Source organism: Mycobacterium sp. 94-17 (genome assembly GCF_035617725.1).
Lineage (GTDB): Bacteria > Actinomycetota > Actinomycetes > Mycobacteriales > Mycobacteriaceae > Mycobacterium.
In genome coordinates this window covers 407,723-427,626 of the sequence record NZ_JAPIYN010000001.1, presented here as the reverse complement: position 1 = coordinate 427,626, position 19,904 = coordinate 407,723, and the positions used below count along the sequence as shown (strand labels likewise).

At 67.4% G+C, this 19,904-nt stretch carries 19 protein-coding genes and 1 pseudogene; 7 read left to right on the top strand and 13 right to left on the bottom strand.

Annotated elements, in window-relative coordinates:
* Nucleotides 1-6: 6 nt before the first annotated feature.
* Together OQ789_RS02165 and OQ789_RS02160 are read left to right on the top strand one after the other, a co-directional pair.
* The gene (locus tag OQ789_RS02165; RefSeq protein WP_324683363.1) at nucleotides 7-1,104 is read left to right on the top strand and encodes an acyl-CoA dehydrogenase family protein; all 1,098 of its coding nucleotides are present in this window, start codon (nucleotides 7-9) and stop codon (nucleotides 1,102-1,104) included.
* 3 nt (nucleotides 1,105-1,107) lie between these two features.
* Nucleotides 1,108-1,938, top strand: coding sequence for an acyl-CoA dehydrogenase family protein (locus OQ789_RS02160; protein ID WP_324683122.1), 831 nt, complete (start codon nucleotides 1,108-1,110; stop codon nucleotides 1,936-1,938).
* Between the two features lie 24 nt (nucleotides 1,939-1,962).
* On the opposite strand, the gene OQ789_RS02155 is transcribed toward OQ789_RS02160, so the two are convergent.
* A complete protein-coding gene (locus OQ789_RS02155; RefSeq protein ID WP_324683121.1) occupies nucleotides 1,963-3,150 on the bottom strand; it encodes an acyl-CoA dehydrogenase family protein in 1,188 nt (395 codons plus the stop codon).
* 242 nt (nucleotides 3,151-3,392) lie between these two features.
* Here OQ789_RS02155 and OQ789_RS02150 point away from each other — a divergent pair, with 242 nt between their 5' ends.
* Entirely contained in the window at nucleotides 3,393-4,043 is a 651-nt protein-coding gene (locus OQ789_RS02150) for a TetR/AcrR family transcriptional regulator (protein ID WP_324683120.1), read from the top strand.
* A gap of 228 nt (nucleotides 4,044-4,271) precedes the next feature.
* Nucleotides 4,272-5,120 (top strand): mycofactocin-coupled SDR family oxidoreductase, encoded by an 849-nt coding sequence (locus OQ789_RS02145; protein ID WP_324683119.1) that lies wholly within the window; start codon nucleotides 4,272-4,274, stop codon nucleotides 5,118-5,120.
* A 3-nt stretch (nucleotides 5,121-5,123) separates the two neighbouring features.
* On the opposite strand, the gene OQ789_RS02140 is transcribed toward OQ789_RS02145, so the two are convergent.
* Both OQ789_RS02140 and OQ789_RS02135 read right to left on the bottom strand, forming a co-directional pair.
* The gene (locus tag OQ789_RS02140; protein ID WP_324683118.1) at nucleotides 5,124-5,540 is read right to left on the bottom strand and encodes a DUF5313 domain-containing protein; all 417 of its coding nucleotides are present in this window, start codon (nucleotides 5,538-5,540) and stop codon (nucleotides 5,124-5,126) included.
* 9 nt (nucleotides 5,541-5,549) lie between these two features.
* A complete protein-coding gene (locus OQ789_RS02135) occupies nucleotides 5,550-6,053 on the bottom strand; it encodes a MarR family transcriptional regulator (protein WP_324683117.1) in 504 nt (167 codons plus the stop codon).
* An 86-nt stretch (nucleotides 6,054-6,139) separates the two neighbouring features.
* Between OQ789_RS02135 and OQ789_RS02130 the strand changes: the two genes are divergently transcribed.
* Nucleotides 6,140-6,979, top strand: coding sequence for an SDR family NAD(P)-dependent oxidoreductase (locus OQ789_RS02130; protein ID WP_324683116.1), 840 nt, complete (start codon nucleotides 6,140-6,142; stop codon nucleotides 6,977-6,979).
* On the opposite strand, the gene OQ789_RS02125 is transcribed toward OQ789_RS02130, so the two are convergent.
* The 10 genes and pseudogenes from OQ789_RS02125 to OQ789_RS02080 all read right to left on the bottom strand — a co-directional run bounded on the left by OQ789_RS02125 (nucleotide 6,976) and on the right by OQ789_RS02080 (nucleotide 17,244).
* Complete coding sequence (locus OQ789_RS02125; RefSeq protein ID WP_324683115.1) at nucleotides 6,976-7,785, bottom strand: SDR family NAD(P)-dependent oxidoreductase; 810 nt, start codon at nucleotides 7,783-7,785, stop codon at nucleotides 6,976-6,978. The genes OQ789_RS02130 and OQ789_RS02125 overlap by 4 nt on opposite strands.
* A 6-nt stretch (nucleotides 7,786-7,791) precedes the next feature.
* Nucleotides 7,792-10,221, bottom strand: a complete 2,430-nt coding sequence (locus tag OQ789_RS02120) for a CoA transferase (RefSeq protein ID WP_324683114.1) — start codon at nucleotides 10,219-10,221, stop codon at nucleotides 7,792-7,794.
* A gap of 17 nt (nucleotides 10,222-10,238) precedes the next feature.
* A pseudogene (locus OQ789_RS02115) lies at nucleotides 10,239-10,664 on the bottom strand (enoyl-CoA hydratase/isomerase family protein); the annotation flags it as partial.
* A gap of 2 nt (nucleotides 10,665-10,666) precedes the next feature.
* Nucleotides 10,667-11,794 carry a M24 family metallopeptidase gene (locus OQ789_RS02110; RefSeq protein ID WP_324683113.1) on the bottom strand — a complete coding sequence of 376 codons (1,128 nt, stop codon included), beginning with the start codon at nucleotides 11,792-11,794 and terminating at the stop codon, nucleotides 10,667-10,669.
* A complete protein-coding gene (locus tag OQ789_RS02105; RefSeq protein ID WP_324683112.1) occupies nucleotides 11,784-13,037 on the bottom strand; it encodes a Xaa-Pro peptidase family protein in 1,254 nt (417 codons plus the stop codon). Before OQ789_RS02105 ends, OQ789_RS02110 begins: the two co-directional genes overlap by 11 nt.
* A complete protein-coding gene (locus OQ789_RS02100; RefSeq protein WP_324683111.1) occupies nucleotides 13,037-14,194 on the bottom strand; it encodes an amidohydrolase family protein in 1,158 nt (385 codons plus the stop codon). Before OQ789_RS02100 ends, OQ789_RS02105 begins: the two co-directional genes overlap by 1 nt.
* A gap of 40 nt (nucleotides 14,195-14,234) precedes the next feature.
* The gene (locus tag OQ789_RS02095) at nucleotides 14,235-15,479 is read right to left on the bottom strand and encodes a cytochrome P450 (RefSeq protein ID WP_324683110.1); all 1,245 of its coding nucleotides are present in this window, start codon (nucleotides 15,477-15,479) and stop codon (nucleotides 14,235-14,237) included.
* Between the two features lies 1 nt (nucleotide 15,480).
* Nucleotides 15,481-15,675: a ferredoxin gene (locus OQ789_RS02090; protein ID WP_324683109.1), complete on the bottom strand. Its 195-nt coding sequence runs from the start codon at nucleotides 15,673-15,675 to the stop codon at nucleotides 15,481-15,483.
* An 11-nt stretch (nucleotides 15,676-15,686) separates the two neighbouring features.
* Complete coding sequence (locus tag OQ789_RS02085) at nucleotides 15,687-16,352, bottom strand: helix-turn-helix domain-containing protein (protein WP_324683108.1); 666 nt, start codon at nucleotides 16,350-16,352, stop codon at nucleotides 15,687-15,689.
* 85 nt (nucleotides 16,353-16,437) lie between these two features.
* The gene (locus tag OQ789_RS02080) at nucleotides 16,438-17,244 is read right to left on the bottom strand and encodes an SDR family oxidoreductase (RefSeq protein ID WP_324683107.1); all 807 of its coding nucleotides are present in this window, start codon (nucleotides 17,242-17,244) and stop codon (nucleotides 16,438-16,440) included.
* 167 nt (nucleotides 17,245-17,411) lie between these two features.
* On the opposite strand from OQ789_RS02080, the gene OQ789_RS02075 reads away from it, so the two are divergent.
* Both OQ789_RS02075 and OQ789_RS02070 read left to right on the top strand, forming a co-directional pair.
* Nucleotides 17,412-18,179 carry an SDR family oxidoreductase gene (locus OQ789_RS02075; RefSeq protein ID WP_324683106.1) on the top strand — a complete coding sequence of 256 codons (768 nt, stop codon included), beginning with the start codon at nucleotides 17,412-17,414 and terminating at the stop codon, nucleotides 18,177-18,179.
* A gap of 243 nt (nucleotides 18,180-18,422) precedes the next feature.
* Entirely contained in the window at nucleotides 18,423-19,904 is a 1,482-nt protein-coding gene (locus OQ789_RS02070) for a multicopper oxidase family protein (protein ID WP_324683361.1), read from the top strand.

Genomic DNA, 19,904 nt, shown 5'->3' with positions numbered 1-19,904 from the left:
AGTGCGGTGAACGTCAAGCAGTTCCGAACCGACCTGCGCGCCTGGCTCGACGACAATGATCTGACCCCCGGGCCCGACCACTCGCTGCGGGCGCACATGGCGCAGTTCGCCCGCGTCAGCCGCGCGCTCTACGACGCCGACTGGATGCGGTTCGGCTGGCCGGTCGAGGTCGGTGGGTTGGGCGGTCCCGCGGTGCTGCGCGCGATCGTCGGCGAAGAGGTCGTGGGCCGCCGCTTGGCCGAACCCGGACCCTATTCGATGCTCGAGGTGCTCGCGCCCACCATGATCGACTACGCGTCGGCGGAGCTCGCCAAGGAAATGGTGCCGCGCTTGCTCAGCGGGGAAGAGCAATGGTGTCAAGGCTTTTCCGAACCTGGGTCGGGCAGTGACCTGGCATCGCTGACCACCCGGGCGGTCCAAAACGGCGACAACTGGATCGTCAACGGACAGAAGGTCTGGACCAGCTTCGCGCAGTTCTCCACCCGGTGCGTCCTGCTGACCCGCACCGCGCCCGGACACGATGGGATCACCGCGTTCTTCGTCGATCTCGACACCCCGGGCATCACCGTCCGTCCGCTACGGACGATGCACGGCGTCGACGAATTCTGCGAGGTGTACTACGACGACGTGGTGATCCCGGCCGGCCGGATGCTGGGCAACCCCGGGGATGGCTGGCGGCTGGCCATGGACCTGTTGCCCTACGAGCGTTCCGCGTGCTTCTGGCAGCGGATCGCCTATTTGTATTCGCGCTTCGACGATCTGATCGCCACGGCATCCGAAGCCGGCGAGCCCGACGAATCCGCGCTCGGCGGAGCCTATCTGGCGCTCCATACGTTGCGCTGCCGGTCGCGCGCCACCCAGCACCGGATGCGCGACGGTGCCCGCCTCGGACCTGACACGTCGATCGACAAGGTGCTGCTGGCCTCCGCCGAGCAGCGGCTCTACGACACCGTGCGCGACCTGTTGCCGGGGGCGCTCGAACTCGACGACACGCCGTGGCGCCCGGAATACCTGTACTCGCGCGCGGCGACGATCTATGGCGGCACCGCCGAGATCCAGCGCAACATCATCGCGCGACGGCTGCTCGATCTCGGGAAGGAGTGAGCCGTGGCACCCTCGGCCGACGCCGTGTCAGACCCCGAATCGCTGTGCCTGCTAGCAGATTCGGTGCGGACGACGATGAGCGCCGCCTCGGGAGCCAAGCTCGACGTCGCGCTGACCGACCTTGGCTGGCGCGACATGCTCGACGAGATGCCGGACATCGCGATACCTCTGGTCTTCACGCTGCTCGGTGAGACCGGCGCGCACGCCCCGGTGCTCAACGACGTGGTGCTGTGCGCGGCGGGCGACGCGGCCGGGGGCACGCTGGCGCTGCCGTTCGCCGGCGGATCCTGGGTGCTGTGGGAGCGGCGTGACCGCCCCGGCTCGGCGATCGACCAACCGCTGCCGATACACCGCGTGCCGCAAGGGGATTCGCTGTCGCCCGCCGCGCTGCGCGCGGGCCGGCGGGCGTTAGGGTGGTGGCTCGTCGGCACGAGCCGAGCCATGCTGTCACTGGCGCGTCAGCACGCCGTGGACCGCGTGCAATTCGGCAGGCACATCAGCTCTTTCCAGGCGATCCGGCACCGGCTGGCCGAAACACTCGTCGCGATCGAGGGTGCCGAGGCCACCCTGCAGGCCGCGGCCGAATGCGACGATCCGCAAGGGCTGGCCGCCCTGCTGGCCAAGGCCGCGGCCGGTCAGGCAGCGCTGACCTCCGCGCGCCACTGCCAGCAGGTGCTCGGCGGTATCGGCTTTACCGCCGAGCATCCGCTGCACCATCACATCAAGCGATCACTGATTCTCGACGGACTGCTGGGCAGCTCGCGAGAGCTGACGCAGGAGGCCGGAAAAGCGGTGTTGCAGAACGGGTCTGCGCCGCGGCTTGCACAGCTTTAGCGGACGGCGCCGTACCCGTGCCGCTCAATTGCGCGGCAGCCCGAGCACGCGTTCGGCGACGATGTTGCGTTGTATTTCCGACGTGCCGCCGGCGATGGTCGCGGCGAAGGTACGGGCGTAGCGGTCGAACCAACTGCCGTAGTGGCTGTCCAAATTCAGCGGCGCGAACCCGGCGGTGACCGCGCGCAGCGCCAGCCCGTCGCCGTCCTTGGCGTTGAGCGCGTCCTCACAGGCGCGTTGCACCGCCTCCGAGCCGAGCAGCTTGAGCACCGACTGAGCGGGGACGTCCACCTCGCCGCGTGCGGCCTTGGCCAGCGTCTCCGACCCCAGCAGCCGCATCGCGTAGAAATCCATCACCAGCGTCGCGTAGTGATCCCGCTGCACAGGTCCCGCCGGCCTGGACTCGACGGTCAACGCGTGCAACATGTCTGCGTAATCCAGCCACAGCATCGCGCGTTCATGGCCAAGCGAACCGGTCGCCACGCGCCAGCCCCCGTTGAGGTCCCCCACCAGGTTCTCGGCCGGCACGCGCACGTCGGTGAAGAAGACCTCGTTGAAGTCGACGTCGTCGATGTCACCCACCGAGGCGAACGGGCGACGGACCACACCCGGGGTATCGGTCGGAATCAGTAAAGCGCTGATGCCCTTGTGTTTTGGTGCGTCCGGGTCGGTTCGCACGAATGTCAGCAACACGTCGGCGTGATGCGCTCCGGATGTCCACACCTTCTGACCGTTGACGACGAAGTGCTCACCGTCCGCATCGGACGTACGCACCGCACGTGTCTTCAGCGAAGCGAGATCCGAGCCCGCGCCGGGTTCACTCATCCCCAGCGACGCGGTGATCTCCGCGCGCAAAATCGGCACCGCCCAACGCCGCTTCTGTTCGGGTGTGCCGAACGACAGCAACGACGCCGCGATGATGCCCACGCCCTGCGGGTTGAAACTCTGGTAGATGCGCCGTCGGGACAGCTCTTCTTGGTAGACGTATTGCTGCAACAGCGTGGCGTTGCGGCCGCCGGACTCGGGCGGGTTGCCGGGCTGCAGCCATCCGCTGTCGAACAGCAGGCGTTGCCATCGGCGGGCCCACTCCGGGATGTCGGAACTGGACCGCGGCCGCACCAGCGCCTCCGCCTCGGGAGGCAGGTGAGCGTCGAGGAAAGCCACGAATTCGGCTCGGAACGCCTCCACGTCGTCGTCGAACGTCAGCTGCACAGCACTTCCCGAAATGGTCCCGAGCGCACCGCGTCGTCGGTAGATCCGGGTTTCCACCGACGACGCGGGTCACTCTTACGATTAGGCTTCCCTACACACGTCTGAGAGAATAGTATTCTCGCGGTAAGAAAGTTACAATCTCCGACACGTGATCCGTGAGGGGGTCGAGCGCAGCGATGTCACGGCGTTCTCCGGTAGAGTCCAATCATGTTCTCCCCTCGCGGCAGTCACCTGAGCCGGCCGTGACCAATCCCAGCGAAGAGCCGGCCTGGAAGCAGCGAGCCGTCGAGCGGTCCATCAAGACTGCGAAACTGCGTGCGGCGCAGCGCGTTCAGCGTTTCCTGGACGCGGCCCAGGCCATCATCATCGAAAAGGGCAGCACGGACTTTACCGTCCAGGAAGTCGTCGACCGCTCCCGCCAGTCGTTGCGCAGCTTCTACCTGCAATTCGACGGCAAACACGAGTTGCTGCTGGCGCTCTTCGAGGACGCCCTGAGCCGCTCCGCCGACCAGATCCGCGCGGCCACCGAGAGCCAGAGCGATCCGCTGGAGCGGCTGCATGTGGCGGTCCAACTCCTCTACGAGGCGTCCCGCCCCGACCCGACGGCCAAGCGCCCGCTCTTCACCGACTTTGCCCCGCGATTGCTAGTGACCCATCCGGCCGAGGTCAAAGTCGCACATGCGCCGCTGCTCGCGTTGCTGACGGAGTTGATGGAGGCGGCCTGCGACGCCGGCGTGCTGCGCGACACCATCAACGCCAAGCGGGTGGCCGCCATGACCATGCAGACCGTCATGTTCATCGCGCAGTCCAGCGGCGGCCCAGACGACGCCACGACCCATCCCATCACCGCCGACGAGGTGTGGGATTTCTGCGCGCGCGGATTCGTCGCATAGCGGGCCCGAACCCCGTCGTCTCCTGCTGACCACATAGCGCACGCAGTTTGCCGCTGAGAATGAGATTCTCTAATATCTAGAATCGCAAATAGCCGAAATGGATTCGTGATTGACACCCGTGACGGCGCGATGACAGAGTTCTAGGGCGGCAAGACCCCCGCGGTCCTTCGCGCGCGTTCGTTCTCCGCGCGGCGTGCCGATCAGATCAAGTCAGGAGTTGAGGTAGCCATGACCGGACGTGTTGAGGGCAAAATCGCTCTCGTCACCGGAGCGGCGCGCGGCCAGGGGCGCAGCCACGCGGTGCGGCTGGCCCAGGAGGGTGCCGACATCATCGCCGTCGACATCTGCAAGCCCATCCGCGAGGGTGTGCTGGACACCGCGATCCCCGCGTCGACGCCCGGCGACCTCGCCGAGACCGCCGACCTGGTCAAGGGACACAACCGCAGGATCTTCACGGCCGAGGTCGACGTGCGCGACTTCGCCGCCCTCAAGGCGGCGGTGGACAGCGGCGTCGAGCAGCTCGGCCGGCTCGACATCATCGTTGCCAACGCCGGAATCGGCAACGGCGGAGAGACTTTGGACAAGACCAGCGAAGAAGACTGGACGGAGATGATCGACATCAACCTGGCCGGCGTGTGGAAAACCGTGAAAGCCGGTGTTCCGCACCTGCTGGCCGGCGGCCGCGGTGGGTCGATCATCTTGACCAGCTCGGTCGGCGGGCTCAAGGCCTACCCTCACACCGGCCACTACGTCGCGGCCAAGCACGGTGTCGTTGGACTGATGCGCGCCTTCGGAGTTGAACTGGGGCAGCACATGATCCGCGTCAACTCCGTGCACCCGACGCACGTCAAGACGCCCATGCTGCACAACGACGGCACCTTCAAGATGTTCCGCCCGGACTTGGAAAACCCGGGCCCCGACGACATGGCACCGATCTGCCAGCTCTTCCACACGCTGCCCATCCCCTGGGTCGAGCCGATCGACATCAGCAACGCGGTGCTGTTCTTCGCCTCCGACGAAGCCCGCTACATCACCGGCGTGACGCTGCCCATCGATGCGGGCAGCTGCCTGAAGTAGCTACTAGAAGGGGCTGCTGTTGGACTGCCATTCCGCGGATTCGGGCCGCGGCCCGTAGCGGCGGATGTAGTCCTCGTGCATCCGCGCCTGTTTGCGGCGGTTGATCACGTCGACCAGGTTCGGGTCCAGCCCGTGGACCGCCAGCCGGTGGCGGCGCCAAACCTTGTTCAGCGCAAGGGTTATCAGCAGCGCCCAGATGTAGAGCGGCGCGGTCATCTCCGTGTGCACGTAAAGCGAGGCGGGTAGCAGCCAGAACGGGGCCAGGACCAGCAGGGGCGGTATGGCCCACCTGATCATGTGCCGTCGGATGGCTCCCTCCCCGGCCAGGTCGTGCGCCACCCAGCTGCGCATCGAGTCGGGCAGGCGCCGGCCATAGGAATAGCCGATCCGCTGCCACAGATTAGGTTTCGCGTCGGTCATGGTGGCTCCTCAAAGTGATGTCTCCGACTGTAGTGCGCCCGCCGCCACGGCCGCGGCGTTGGTACGGGTGAGAACCCGATGCAGGTTCTCGAGTTCGGCAGGTTCGACACCCAGCCGCGCGACGACGGCGGGCGGGACCTTCACAGCCCGCTCCCGCAAGGCGATTCCGCGCTGGGTGAGCATCACGTCGGTGGTGCGCTCGTCGGCCCGGTTCTTTGCGCGAGTGATCAGTCCCTGCGCCTCCAGGCGCTTGAGCATGGGCGAGAGCGTGGCGGAATCCAGCTGCAACGCGGCGGCGATCTGCTTGACCGACAACGGGAACCGGTCCGCCCCGAGAGCCTTGCGGTGATCCCACAGCGCGAGCATGACCAGGTATTGCGGATGGGTCAGGCCGAGCGGCTCCAGCAGGGGACGGTACACCGCCAGCACGGCCCGGTTGGTCCTCGCCAGCGCGAAGCACACCTGGTGTTCGAGCGCCAGCGGGTCGACGTCGCGCAGGGTCGGAGCGGCCATGCCTTGTATCGTGCCCTAATAATTAGTGTCCTATCTACATGATGTCTCTCACATCGCTGCCCGCACGGGTAATACGCTCGGCAGCTATGGACGATTTCCGGGGACGCGGCGCAGTAATCAGCGGCGGTGCAAGCGGCATCGGCCTGGCCACCGCCACCGAATTCGCCCGCCGGGGTGCCCGGGTGGTGCTCTCGGACGTCGACGAGTCCGCGCTGCAACGGGCCGTGGCGCAGTTGACGGCCGGGGGGTTCGATGCACACGGGGTGACGTGCGATGTGCGGCACCTCGATCAGATGGTCCACCTCGCGGAGGAGGCCTTCCGGCTGCTGGGTCAAGTGGATGTCGTATTCAGCAATGCCGGCATCGTGGTCGCGGGCCCGCTCGCGGCGATGACGCACGACGACTGGCGCTGGGTGATCGATATCGACTTGTGGGGGTCCATCCACGCGGTCGAGGCTTTCGTGCCCAAGTTGATCGAGCAGGGCAAGGGCGGCCATATCGCCTTCACCGCGTCCTTCGCCGGGCTGGTGCCCAACGCCGGCCTCGGCGCTTACGGCGTTGCCAAGTATGGCGTCGTCGGGCTGGCCGAAACGCTGGCGCGTGAGGTCCGGCCCAACGGCATCGGGGTTTCGGTGCTCTGCCCGATGGTCATCGAGACGGGGTTGGTCGCAAACTCGGAACGATTACGCGGCGCGGATCGGGGGCTCGCGTCGGCGCCCGATATGACCAGTGGGCTCGGGCAACTCCCGCCGACACAGGATGACAGGGTGTCGGTCGACGGCGTGGCGCGGCTCACCGCCGACGCGATCCTGGCCAACCGCCTGTACATCCTGCCGCACGAGGCGGCCCGGGCCTCGGTCAGGCGCAGGTTCGAGCGCATTGACCACACCTTCGACCAGCAGGCCGCCGAGGGGTGGAAACACTAACCGGGTGGGCCCAGCCGGTACTCGCCGGTCTGCGGGTCGTGATACCAGCCGCTCGCGGCGTGGGTGCCGCCGTCGACGTGTAGCGTCTGCCCGGTGAGATAGGCCGACATGTCGGAGGCCAGAAACACTGCGGTGCCGGCGATTTCGTCGACGTGTCCGGCGCGTCCCAGCGGGACGGTGCCTGCCACCGCGTCCGCGGCCGCATCGCTGTTGAGCGCTGCCAGCCCCTCGGTGAGGGTGATGTCGGGCGCTATCGCGTTGACCCGGATCCGGTGCGGCGCCAGTTCCAGTGCCGCGGTTTTGGTGTAGTTGATGACGCCGGCCTTGGCCGCCGCGTAGGCCGCGTAGCCCGGCGCGGCGCGCACTCCCTCGATCGATGTCACCGAGATGATGCTGCCGCCCTGGTCCGCCGAAACCAACTGGCGCGCGATGCGCTGCGTGCACAGCAGCACGTGCCGCAGGTTCGCCCGATACAGTGCGTCCCAACCGTTTTCACTGGTCGCAAGCAACGGCGAGGAGAACGTTCCGCCGGCATTGTTGACCAGAATCACCGGCGTGCCGAGTTCGGCGGTGGTCTGCCGCAGCGCGGCGTCGACCTGCTCGCCGTCTCGGACGTCTGTGACAATGCCGAGGGCGCCAATAGATTCGGCCGCCTGTGTGCAGGTCTGCGGGTCGCGCTCCCAGATCGCCACCCGGGCACCGAATGCCGCCATCCCGGCCGCGATACCGCGGCCGATGCCCGCCCCCGCACCCGTCACTACGGCCACCCGGCCGGTAAGGAGAATGTCGGAGGGATCGATCGCCATCGTCGCTCAGCCCCTCGCGCCCATGGCCGGTGCGCCGCCGATCACGCCGTCGGCTTCCAGGCCCGCGATCTCCGAATCAGACAACCCCAGCCCGGACAGCAGTTCGTGGTTGTGCTGCCCCAGCAGCGGCGCATGCGCGGTGTGGAACTTGTGGGGCCCGGCTGAGATCCGCATCGGCACGGTGCTGAGCCTAGCCGGACCGTTGACCGGATGGTCGACCACTTCGAAGAAATCCCGGAACGCCAACTGCTCCAGCTCGGGTTGGCGATGCGGTTGCATGACTTTCGCGACCGGCACGCCGGCGTCCCACAGGGTGGCGACGATTTCGTCACGGCTGCGGCGCTCGCACCAGGCGGCGAGGTGCGCGTCGATCTGATCCTGATGCGTGCGCCGGCCGGCCTCGGCCGACAGCGTGGGATCGCTTGCCCAGGAGGGTGATCCGAGGGCCCGGCACAGACCGTCCCACTGGTCGTCGGTGGCCACGGCGATGGCGACCCAGCTGTCGAGCCGGCCGAACTCGTCGACGTCGGCGCTGAGGTAGAGATTCTGCGGCGCGGCGGCCGGACCCCTGTTCCCTTCGCGTTCCAGCAGCGCGCCGTATGCCGAGTGCTCGATCACCTGCTCGGCGGAGATGTTGAGCGCGGCGTCGACCATCGCCGCTTCGACGAACACGCCTTCGCCGGTGCGGCGCCGGTGTGCCAGCGCCAGCAGTATCGCGTTGAGCGCATGCACCCCGGCGTTGGGATCGCCCACCGAATACGGGTCATACGGTGTGCGATCCGGGTATCCGGTAAGCCAGCTCACGCCGGACGCGGATTCGATCGCGTAGGCGAACGCCGGGTTGTCACGCCATGGACCCTCGAGGCCGAAGCCGGGCATCCGCACCATCACCATGTCAGGCCGAATCGATTGGACGGCGGCGAAATCCAGTCCGATCTGGTCCAGCACTCGCGGCGTGAAATTCTCCACGACCACGTCGCACGTCGCGATGAACTCGCGCAACAATTCCCGGCCGCGCGGGTGCCGCAGGTCCAGCGTCAGGCCCTTCTTGTTGGTGTTGAGCGCCTCGAAGATCGGCGACTTCTCCCACCACTGGTCCTCGCTGATCGCTATGCCGGCGATCATCCGGGTGCCGTCCGGGCGGCGGGTGGATTCGACGTGGATGACCTCCGCGCCGAGCAACGCCAGCGCATGGGTGCAGCACGGTCCCGCCCAGAAGGTCGTCATGTCCAACACTCGAAGACCGCTGAGCGGCAACGCTTTCGCCTGACCGTACGGCGCCGGTCGCGCCGGCAGGTCCGCGGCGCGGTAATGCTCGGTGTGCTCACCGAGCCGCGGCGCCGGCTGCGGCGGGCGCAACCGCGCGGGCCGCAGCCGATACGGGTGGCCGGGCTGCCAGAAGCCGCCGCGCGGGCTGCGGACGAACGAGTCGCGCACCACGAACTGGTCGAACGACGTGACGTTGGCGCCGTTGGCGACAGGCGCGTTCGGAATCCGGAACGCCGAGGCCAGTTCCCGGATTTCGTCGACCGTGGTGTCGGCCAGCCAGGAGAAGATCTCCTCGGCGTGAATGTTGGCCTGCTCGGTGATCGACAGCGGCGATTCCTCATCGATCCACTCTGGGTGGCCTACCATCGCGCACAGGTCGAACCATTGCTGCGCCGTCCCGCAGCCGACATCCACCAGGCCGTCCCTCGCCTGGGCCACCCCCGGAATCGTCGGCCGCCGCATGTCTCGCCACGGCCGCCCGAGCACCTCGAAGTAGGAAACCGGGTAGTACGTCAGGCACAGAATCTGCGTCTCGAGCATGGATAGGTCGAGCAATTCCCCCGCGCCGCCGTCGATTCGGCGCCATCGCGACACCAGGGTGGCCGCGCTGGCGTAGGCACCGGCCAGGTACTCACCGACCTGACCGCCGACGAACACGGGCGGGCGCTCCTGCTCGCCGCGGCCGAGGCCGATGATCCCTCCCGACCAGGCCTGCAGCGTGAACTCCGTCGCCGCGCGGTCGCGCCAGGGGCCCCCCAGCCCGAACGCTGTGATCGAGGTGACGGTGAGATGCGGGTGCCGTTGGTGAATGGCACGTGGCGTAAAGTCCGGGTGCTCAGCCATTTTCGAGCCGGGCGACCACACCGCCGCGTCCGCGGCGGCCAGCAGCCGGTTCAGCAGCTCGGTGTCGTCGCCGGCGGCGGGATCGGTGACGACGCCGTGTTTCGATCCGGCCAGGAAGCTGAACAGGGCACCGTCACCGCCCGCAGGTACGGCGGCGCCCGACGCCGACCAACCGCGCAGCGGATCACCTTCTGGCGATTCAACTTTCACCACATCGGCGCCGCCGTCGGCGAGCAGCTTGGTGCAATAGGCGCCCGCTATGCCGGTGGACAGATCGATCACCGTGTAGCCGTCCAGCGGGAGTTCGACGCGGTGCTGCGCCACTATTTCCTTCTCTTCGCTTTGGCGTCCAAGATGCTGATCGTCTTGAAGTCCTGCAGGCCGCGGATGCCCGAGTTCGGGTTGGCGTACCACTGGGCCAGGGTGGCACCGTTGCGGAAAGCGGCCGGCGGGGGGTAGCGGATCTCGTCGGCGTCGATCCGGTATTCGGCGAGCCGCGGGCCCTGCTCTGCCGCGTCTCGGACGCGCTTGACCTCGGTCAGGTCTGCGCCCGAACCGAGATCGTCGCCGGCGCCGCGGATCACCAGAACCTTGACGTCGTCGTCGATTCCGGCTCGGCGCAGCAGGTCCGCGTAACGCGGGCGGGCGGCGATCGTCGCCGCGTTCAGATAGTCGGGCCGGTCGAATGTGATCGTGGCGATCCGCGTCGTGGCGTCTTTGTGGTACCGGATGATCTCTTCGGCCGCCGGCTGTGCGGGCGCGGGCATGGCTAGGGCTGCCAGAACGGGCTCGCGGTAAGCACTTCGGGGCCGCCGCCGTCGATCAGCACCGCTTCTCGCCCGAAGACGGCGCCGATTCCCTCTTCCCACACATAGCCCGTCACGGCCAGCACCATCCCGGGCTCCAGGCGGTCGTCGGCGGCGGTGGCCGGCAGATCCCGGGAGACGACGGGAGGGTCGAAGCCCATGCCCAGGCCGCGGGCCACCGGCATCGGCGGCTCGGGCTCACCCGCTGCCCGGTAGGCGCCGAGCAGCTCCCCGGCTCCCGCGCCGGGCCGGCAGGCTGCGATCAGCTTGTCCCACAGCCGTTCCCAGCGCCCGTGCAGCGCGGCCGCGCCGACGGGCGCATGCCGATTGTCGGCGGGCCACGTCCGGCCCACTTCGCCGACATAGCCTCCCGCCAGCACTCCGGCCGAGAACGCCACCAGATCGTCGTCACGGATGCGACCGTCGCCGTGGGCCCGCCGCCACGGGTGGTTGCGCGACGTCACCCACGCGACGTCCTGATTCGACGGTGTGCTCACGCCGCCGGCGGCGGCAGCCTCCAGCAAAACCCCGGCCAGCGCCTGTTCGGTGACCCCCGGCCGCAACTCGGAGACCGCGGCGGCCAGCGCCGACTCGGTCACCGCGACGGACTCCCGCAGGGCGGCGATCTCCTCATCCGTCTTGATGCGGCGGGCCGCCCGCATCGCGAGCTCGCCGTCGAACAGCTGCGCGTTGGGAAACGCGGTCGGCAGCAGTTGCGCGAAAACCGGGGAGAGAGCGTCGGTTCCGACGCGGCGTGCGGTGGCCGCGCCCTCGATGCGCTGCAGCGCCGCCATGGTATTCATCGGGTTCCACGAGATGCCGTAGAGGTTCTCGTGGGGGATGTCTTCCGGCACGCCCTCGTCCCATGTGCTGAGCAGGTGCACGGCGCCGGTCTCACGCACCAGCACGCACGTCGGGCCGAAGGGCCGGGTGCCCGCGACCCACAGCTGCGGAGCCCCGGTGACGTAACGGACGTTCGCCTGCCGGCCGAGGACCAGGACGTCGAGGTCGTGTGCCGCCATCTCGGCCAGGGCCCGCCGGCGGCGGCCGGCGCGCAGCGTGCGCTCGTCGGGACAGACGTCAACGGACATGGGGGCCATACGGGTCGTAGGGATAGTCGGTCAAGCGGATCCAGCCTTCCTCGGTGATCACCAGGACCTCCTCGCTGCGGTAGCCGCCGGTGCCGTCCTCCCACACCACAGGCTCCAGCACCAGCACCATCCCGGATTCCAGGACGAAACTCTCGTCGAACTCTTGCCCGAGATCTGTTCCGATCATGGGTATTTCGGCGGCGTTGACGCCGATTCCGTGACCGAGGTAGAAGTGCGGCAGCCACGGCTTGGTGCCGCCGTTCGCCTCGATCGCGATCCGGCCCAGGTCTGCCGCCGTCGCGCCGGCCCTGGCGACACCGAGCACTGCGCTCATGATCTCGAACCACTTGTCGAACTGTGCCTGCTGACGCGGTGACGGATCGCGGCCGACGATCCAGGTCCGCCCGAAGTCCGAGCAGTAGCCCTGAAAGGTGATGCTCACGTCGGTCCAGAGCACGTCACCCTCGGCCAACTCGCGTTCAGTGCTCAGCAGCGGCAGCGCGAGGTCGCCGTGGGTGGTCCACACGCCCTCGGCCTTGCTCGGCGGCATCACCTGCCAGATCGGCTCCAGCATGCTGGCCGTGGCCCCCAGCTCGAAGACGCGGCGCAAAAAGCTTGCTGACAAATCGATTTGGCGGATTCCTGGTGCCAGCCGCTTCTGGACCTCGACCATCGCCTCGTCGGTGATCCGGATCGCGGTGCGCATACAAGACAATTCGTCCGGCGTCTTCACCGACTTGGCGGCGCTGACGATGGCCACGGCGTCAGCCGGCGCACCGCCCGGGAACAGCAGCTTCGCGGCGCGCGACATGGCGCCGGTGAGCTCGTCGATCGCCACCACCGCCGTGGCCGGAACGAGGTCGGCCAGCCGGCGCGCGAAATGCTGTACCCCCTCGTCGAATTCGAGATAGACGGGCCCGTGCAAGTGGTCAGCGGGCAGGTCGGCCTCCTGCGCGGCGCCCTCGCGGAAGGGCAGGAACAGGTGCGGCCACTCGTCGTCGGCGAGCACCACGGCCACCGGCCGCTCGACGTAGGACAGCCCGGCGTCGCCGAGTGGCCAGTTGGCGCCGGTGGCGTAGACCACCGCGTTGTTGCCCAGCAGGACCATCGCGTCGACGCCACGCTGGGCCATCGCCACGCGCAGCCGCGCGCCCGTCTCGCGGCGCAGGCGAGCCAGGTCGGCCGTTTCGGGGATCACCAGGCCGGTGCCGGTGTCTGTGCCCGGTTGCGCGAGCGTCGTCACTACAGGCCCAGGAACTTCGTGACGTTGTCGCTGACGATCTTCACCGCGTTCTCCTTACCTACCGCGTCGACGACGGCCGCCAGCGACTTCTCGGAGTAGCCGTAGGTGCTTTCGTTGTGCGGGTAGTCGCTGGACCACATCACCTTGTCGACGCCGATCCGGTCGATCACCTCCAGGCCCAGCGGGTCCACCATGAATGAGGCGCTCATATGCGTGTCCCAGTAGTAGCGCACGTCGTGCTCGAGTGGCCGGTTGAACATGTGCTGGTAGGAGGCGACCAAATGTTCGGCGTCCTGCAACGCCCAAGGCACCCAGGCGATCCCGCCTTCGAACCAGCCGATCCGCAGCCCCGGGTGATCGTCGAGAATTCCGGAGAAGAGGTACTTTGCGAACTGTTCACGGAAGCCGTCGATGTTGATCATCATGCCGACCACGACGCTGTTGAACTGGCACGGGGTTTTCGGGGGGGTCTCACCGATGTGGTGGGTGACCGGAAGCCCGGCCGCTTCGATCTCGTCCCAAACCGGCTTCATGGCCGTGCTGCCGTAGTCGATGACGTTTCCGTCGTCGTCCTTACCCGGGTTCAGCGGCAGCAGAAATGTCTTGAGCCCCAACGCCTTCAACTCTTCCAAAGTCTTGCGGGTGCCCTGCGGGTCCCACCAGTTGATCAGGCCTGCGCCGTAGAAATGCCCGTTGGACTTCTCCTGCAGCTCCGCGATGTACTCGTTGTAGATGCGGAAGGTGAGCTCGCGAAGTTCCTTGTCCGGGTAGTGGAACAGCGCCAGGACCGCGTTGGGGAAGGCGAGCTCTTTGTCGACGCCGTCCTCGCGCAATTCCTGAATGCGGGCTTCGATGTTGGTGCTGGCGGCGCCGGGCAGGTCGTCGTACTGCATGAGGACCGCGCTGAAGTCGCCGGGCAGGAACGACTGCCCCCTGCGGCCGACCTGGTATGCGCCGTCCTCGTACCAGATGCGCGGCGCCTTGTCCTTGAGGTCTTCGGGGAAGCGTTCGTAGAAGATGTCGGAGGCCAGTGAAATGTGGTTGTCCGCCGAGAACACCTCCGTCCCGGCGGGCAGGCCGAGGTTGCTGTCGAGGGCGTGACCACGGCGATCCTTCGGTGCGCCAAAGCCTTTCGGCGGATACAGCGTACTTGTCATCGTTGACCTCTCGAATACTCTCGTGGGCTGAAAATCGGGGCTACCAGGACACCGGCAGTTCGTAGACGCCGTAGGCGAGTCGGTCGTCCTTGAACGGCACCTCCTCGATCGGAATGGCAAGTTGCAGGGTGGGAATGCGCCGGGCCAGCGTCTGGAACACGATCTGCAGCTCGGCGCGGGCCAGCTGCTGTCCCACACACTGGTGCCGGCCATAGCCGAACGCGACGTTGCGGTCCGCGTTGGAGCGGTGCACGTAGAGTCGCTCGGGTTCGGTGAACGCGTCCGCGTCCCAGTTGGCCGGTGCGAGGTCGATGATGATGCCCTCGCCGGCACGAATCGTCTCGCCGGCGATGTGGATGTCTTCGAGCGCGACGCGGCGTTGGCCGTTCTGGATGATGCTGAGGTAGCGCAGCAGCTCTTCCACCGCACTGGCCACGATTTTCGGGTCTTCGGCATCGCGGATCACGGCCAGCTGGTCGGGGTTCACCAGAAGCGCGAGCACACCGAGCCCGATCATGTTGGCGGTGGTCTCGTGGCCGGCGATGAGCAAGCCGGTACCCAGCTGCGCGGCTTCCTTGATGCTGAGCTCACCGGCCTTTACCCGCTCGGCCAAGTCCGAGACGGCGTCTTCGGCCGGGTTTTCCATCTTGGTTTCCACCAGCTGACGCAGATACTTATGCAGGCTCATCGCGCCCTTGGCGGTGTCCTCACCGGTGGCGTAGCGCGCCAGCCCGATGTTCGCGTGGTGCTGGAACATCGCGGCGTCCCCGTAGGGCACCCCGAGCAGCTGGCTGATCACCAGGGACGGCACCGGCAACGCGATCGCGGAGACGATATCGGCGGGCTGCGGGCCGGCCAACATCGCGCCGATGTGCTCGTCGGTGATCTGCTGGATGGACTGGCGCAAACCCTCGACGCGCTTGAACGTGAACGGCTTTGACAGCATCCGCCGAAATCGGGTGTGCTCCTCGCCGTCGGCGGTGAAGACCGAGCGAGGGCGCTTGTCCACCGTCGCCAACATGCCTTCGTTCCAGTGCGGAAAGCCCGGCACCCGGTCGTCGACGCTCACCCGGGAATCGGAGAACAGTTCGCGGCACTGCTCGTAGCCCGTGATGAGCCACGGGGTGCTGCCGTCCCAGATCCGGACCCGCGACAGGGGTCGCTCCGCGGCCAGCGCCATCACGTCGGGGGGCGGGGCGAACGGGCAGCCCGCCGCCCGGGCCATCGGATACTCCGGGATCGCCGCGTCCGTCCCGGCGCTATTGCTGGTCAGAACCTCCGACATCTCATTCCTCAATCTGGATCGCTTGAGCCGGGCACGCCGCGACGGCGCGGCGCGCGCCTTCGGCCTGATCGCCGGTCGGGTGCTCGCTGAGCAAGACGACGACGCCGTCGTCGTCGCGCTGGTCGAACACCTCGGGCGCATTCATGACGCAGTTCCCCGACGAAGCGCAAATGTTCTGGTCGACGATCACTTTCATCTGCACACTCTTCACTCGTACGGCGTGACGGGCGCCAGCCAAAGGCCCACGATCGCGTCGGTGAGCCCGGATGCCGCGGCCCGCCACGGGCGATGGGATGTCAGAGTGCCCGCGGCGAAGGCGCGTTCACGGTCGGCGCAGGTGTGCATCAACAGGTTTCGGGCCATGATGTTGCGCTCGAAATGCACGTCGGCCGGCAGGTTGGGCAGGCAGCGGTTGAAGCCGTTGACGACCTGGACCAGCGACGGCGAACTGAGCGCGCCCTTGACGACGATGTTGTAGTACGCCGGATCCGTCATGGCCTGCGCGGCGAAGCGGGCATACCAGGTCGGATTCCCGAGCTGCTCCAGGTGATCGGTGAGCGGGCGCACCAAACAAGCCACCCAGGAGCGCAATTCGCCGGGATCACCCGAGGCCAACAGGTCGGACACCATCTGTTCGCGAAGCTGCTCGACGGGTCCGCGGTGCTTGTGCTCGATCGCTCGCACCAGGTCGGCCTTGGTGCCGAAGTGGTAGCCGACGGCGGCGTTGTTGCCCTGGCCCGCGGCCTCGCTGACCTGCCGGTTGGACACCGCGAACATGCCGTGCTCGGCATACAGGCGCTCGGCAGCCACCAGGATCGCTTCCTGGGTAGAGGTGGCCCGCTCCGTGCGAACGGTCTTTCCGGCCGTGGTCATTGGGCCAGTCAACCGCGCCGCGCGGTTTAAGTCAAGCGATTGATTTAAATTGGAGCATCCCCAGCGGTCTGGCCCGTCGGTGATGTCAGGTGCGCTTGCGGGACCTGATCACCTTGCCCGCCACCGTCCCGCCGTCGACCGGGAGCACGGTCCCGGTCACATAGCGCGACCGGTCGGTGGCGAAATACAGCGCCGCCTCCGCGATGTCGTCGGGGGTGCCCTCGCGTTTGAGCGGACGGTCGTCGCGCATGCCCTGGCGGATCCGCGCCTCGAACTCCTGGAGCTGCTCGGGGTCCATGCCGGCCGCGGACTTGCCCAAAATCGGCGTCGGGATGCCGCCCGGCGCGATGGCGTTGACCCGAATCTCGTGGTAGGCCAGCTCAATTGCCGCAGCCTTGGTGAATTGGATGACCGCCGCCTTGGACGCGCGATAGATCATCACGCCGCCGCCGGCCTGGAGGCCGCCGATCGAAGTGATGTTGATGATCGACCCACCCCCGTGTTCGGCCATGTGCCGCGCGGCGTCCCGGGTGCCCGCCATCACGCCGAGCACGTTGACTCCCATCACGCGGTGAAAGTCGCTGAGATCGTCGTCGAGCAGCCTGCGCAACGGGCTGGAAATCCCGGCGTTGTTCACCATGACGTGCAGGCCGCCGAACGTCTCGACGGCACCGGACACCAGCGCCGTGACCTGCTCGGGGTCGGAGACGTCCGTCTGCCGGAAGGCGGCGTCGGGACCGAGCGACGCCGCCAGCGCCTCCCCGCGGTCGGTCTCGATGTCGGCGATGACGACCTGCGCGCCCTCGGCCACAAACCGCTCCGCGAGCCCGCGGCCGATGCCGGACGCCGCGCCGGTGACGACGGCGACCGTGCCGTCCAATTCGTTAACCACCCGACGAGTTAATCGGCGGATGCCGCGTTAAGTCAACCAACTGATTTAACTATGGGCCTGGCGTAGTCCCCAGAGTTCGGTATGACCGGCCCTACCCGGGGTTCCACCCCGTCGACATCTGCGACATGCTGAAGGCCGGTCGGTCAGCAAACGCGAAGGGCGTGATCATGAAGGTGTTGGTAATCGGTGGTAGCGGGCTGATCGGCTCACAGGTCGTCACCAATCTCACCGAGCTGGGACACGATGCGGTCCCGGCATCGCCACGGACGGGCGTGAACGCCGTGACCGGTGAGGGTGTTGCCGGCGCCGTCGCCGGAGTCGATGCGGTCGTGGACGTGTCCAACTCGCCATCCTGGGCCGACGACGACGTCCTGAACTTCTTCACCACGTCCACCCGCAACCTGCTGGAGGCGGAGCGGGCCGCGGGGGTGCGGCATCACGTCGTCCTGTCGATCGTGGGCGCCGACCGGGCGGCCGAAAGCGGCTACATGCGAGCCAAGGTCGCACAGGAAGAGGTGGTCGTAGAATCGGGATCGCCGTATTCGGTCGTACGGGCGACTCAGTTCTTCGAATTCATTGGCGGCATAGCCGATTCGTTCGCCGACGGTGATACGGTGCGCGCCCCGCACGCGGCGTTCCAGCCCATCGCCGCCGCGGATGTGGCGTTGGCGGTCACCCGTGCGGCGACGGGCGACCCGGCCAACCGGGTGATCAACATCGCCGGTCCGGAAAAGCAAGGTATGGATGACTTCATCCGGACCCGGTTTGCGGCGACGGACGACGCGCGCACGGTGGTGACGGACAACGACGCTCGTTATTTTGGTGCCGTGCTCGACGACCGCAGCATCGTTCCCACCGATGACGAAGACGCGGTCGTCTACCCCACCACGTTCAGCGACTGGCTGGCCGCGCAGACACCGCGCTCTGCCCGATAGCGGCCACTCCGATGAAGCGCCGCTCGGTCCACATACGTTCGGGCGCAGCCACACTGACGTCAAACGGGCGCTGCTCCCGCGGTGCCGGTGCGGCGCGCGATTGTCGGGAGGTCTAGCGCGGCGGTTGCGCTCCGCCTAGCATCCAAGCACGTGAACGTTGGGGGTGGGCCGAAGACGAGGAGCACCGTGCAACCCGCAAGTGGCGTTCCCTTCGACAGAGCCCTGCTCACCAGGCGCGGTTTCATGGCCGCAGGCATCGCCGGCGGCCTGGCGCTGGCGGCGTGCGGTCACTCCGAGCCTGAATCGTCGGGCGGCGCCCGGATGGCCGCCGCCATCGCCGCGGCCGAGGCCGCGCGGCCGCACAGCGGCCGCACCGTCACCGCCAGCCTGGCGCCCCAGCGGGTCCGGGTCGACCTGGGCGGGCCGGTCGTCAGCACGTTGGCCTTCGCCGACAGCATCCCGGGCCCGGTGCTTCGCGCCGGCATCGGTGACGAGGTCGCGGTCACGGTGTCGAACCGGCTCGATCATCCGACGTCGGTGCACTGGCACGGGATCGCCCTGCGCAACGACATGGACGGCGCCGAGCCGGCCACTCCCTACATCCCGGCCGGCCACGACTTCACCTACCGCTTCTCCGTGCCCAACTCGGGCACGTACTGGGCACACCCGCACACCGGCCTCGACGAGGACACCGGCCTTTACCTGCCATTCATCGTCCACGACCCGACCGAGGGCAACTACGACGCCGAATGGATCGTCGTCCTCGACGATTGGACCGACGGCGCCGGAAAGAGTCCCCAACAGCTCTACGGCGAACTGAACAACCCGAACAAGACTGCGCGGCCCACGCCCGAGATGACGACTGACACGACCTCGAGCGCGCCGGGGCCCGGCGCCGGCAGCGTCGGCACCAGCGAGCTACTCGGCGGCGACGCCGGAGACATCGCCTACCCCTACTATCTGATAAACGGACGAATTGCCGCTTCCCCCACAACGTTTCATGCGAAGCCTGGTCAGCACATCCGGATCCGCTTCATCAACGCCGCCTCCGACACCGCCTTCCGGGTCGCGCTGGCCGGCCACCCGATGACGGTCACGCACACCGACGGCTACCCAGTGGTCCCCGCGCAGGTCGACGCCCTGCTGATCGGGATGGCCGAACGCTACGACGTCACCGTGATCGCCGCGGACGGCGTCTTCCCACTGGTCGCGCTCGCCGAAGGCAAGAACGGCCTGGCGCGCGCGCTGTTCGCCACGGCCGCGGGCGCCGCGCCGGACCCGCAATTCCAACCGGGCGAACTGACCAAGCGGGTGGGCACCGTCGAGATGTTCACGGCCACAACGCCGGTCAACCTGGGACGTCCGGACCCCGACCTCAACCTGCCCGTGGTACTGGGCGGCAACATGATGCAGTACAACTGGATGATCAACGGGGTGCCCTACGGCGGGACGAATCCACTGCACGTGCGCCAGGGGCAACGGCCCACCATCACTTTCGACAACACCACGATGATGTACCACCCAATTCACCTGCACGGGCACACGTTCCAGGTGATCAGGGCCGACGGAAGCCCGGGTGCGCGCAAGGACACCGTCATGGTGCTGCCCAAGCAGAGGCTTCTCGCCGCTCTGGTCGCCGACAATCCCGGCACCTGGATGATGCACTGCCACAACACCTATCACCAGGTGGCCGGGATGATCACCCGGCTCGACTACGCCTTCTGA

Bases quoted from the DNA above. Each gene is read 5' to 3' on its own strand.
- OQ789_RS02145 (WP_324683119.1), top strand. From the start codon at position 4,272: ATGACCGGACGTGTTGAGGGCAAAATCGCTCTCGTCACCGGAGCGGCG.
- OQ789_RS02140 (WP_324683118.1), bottom strand. From the start codon at position 5,540: ATGACCGACGCGAAACCTAATCTGTGGCAGCGGATCGGCTATTCCTAT.
- OQ789_RS02135 (WP_324683117.1), bottom strand. From the start codon at position 6,053: ATGGCCGCTCCGACCCTGCGCGACGTCGACCCGCTGGCGCTCGAACAC.
- OQ789_RS02130 (WP_324683116.1), top strand. From the start codon at position 6,140: ATGGACGATTTCCGGGGACGCGGCGCAGTAATCAGCGGCGGTGCAAGC.
- OQ789_RS02125 (WP_324683115.1), bottom strand. From the start codon at position 7,785: ATGGCGATCGATCCCTCCGACATTCTCCTTACCGGCCGGGTGGCCGTA.
- OQ789_RS02110 (WP_324683113.1), bottom strand. From the start codon at position 11,794: ATGTCCGTTGACGTCTGTCCCGACGAGCGCACGCTGCGCGCCGGCCGC.
- OQ789_RS02100 (WP_324683111.1), bottom strand. From the start codon at position 14,194: ATGACAAGTACGCTGTATCCGCCGAAAGGCTTTGGCGCACCGAAGGAT.
- OQ789_RS02095 (WP_324683110.1), bottom strand. From the start codon at position 15,479: ATGTCGGAGGTTCTGACCAGCAATAGCGCCGGGACGGACGCGGCGATC.
- OQ789_RS02090 (WP_324683109.1), bottom strand. From the start codon at position 15,675: ATGAAAGTGATCGTCGACCAGAACATTTGCGCTTCGTCGGGGAACTGC.
- OQ789_RS02085 (WP_324683108.1), bottom strand. From the start codon at position 16,352: ATGACCACGGCCGGAAAGACCGTTCGCACGGAGCGGGCCACCTCTACC.
- OQ789_RS02075 (WP_324683106.1), top strand. From the start codon at position 17,412: ATGAAGGTGTTGGTAATCGGTGGTAGCGGGCTGATCGGCTCACAGGTC.
- OQ789_RS02070 (WP_324683361.1), top strand. From the start codon at position 18,423: ATGGCCGCAGGCATCGCCGGCGGCCTGGCGCTGGCGGCGTGCGGTCAC.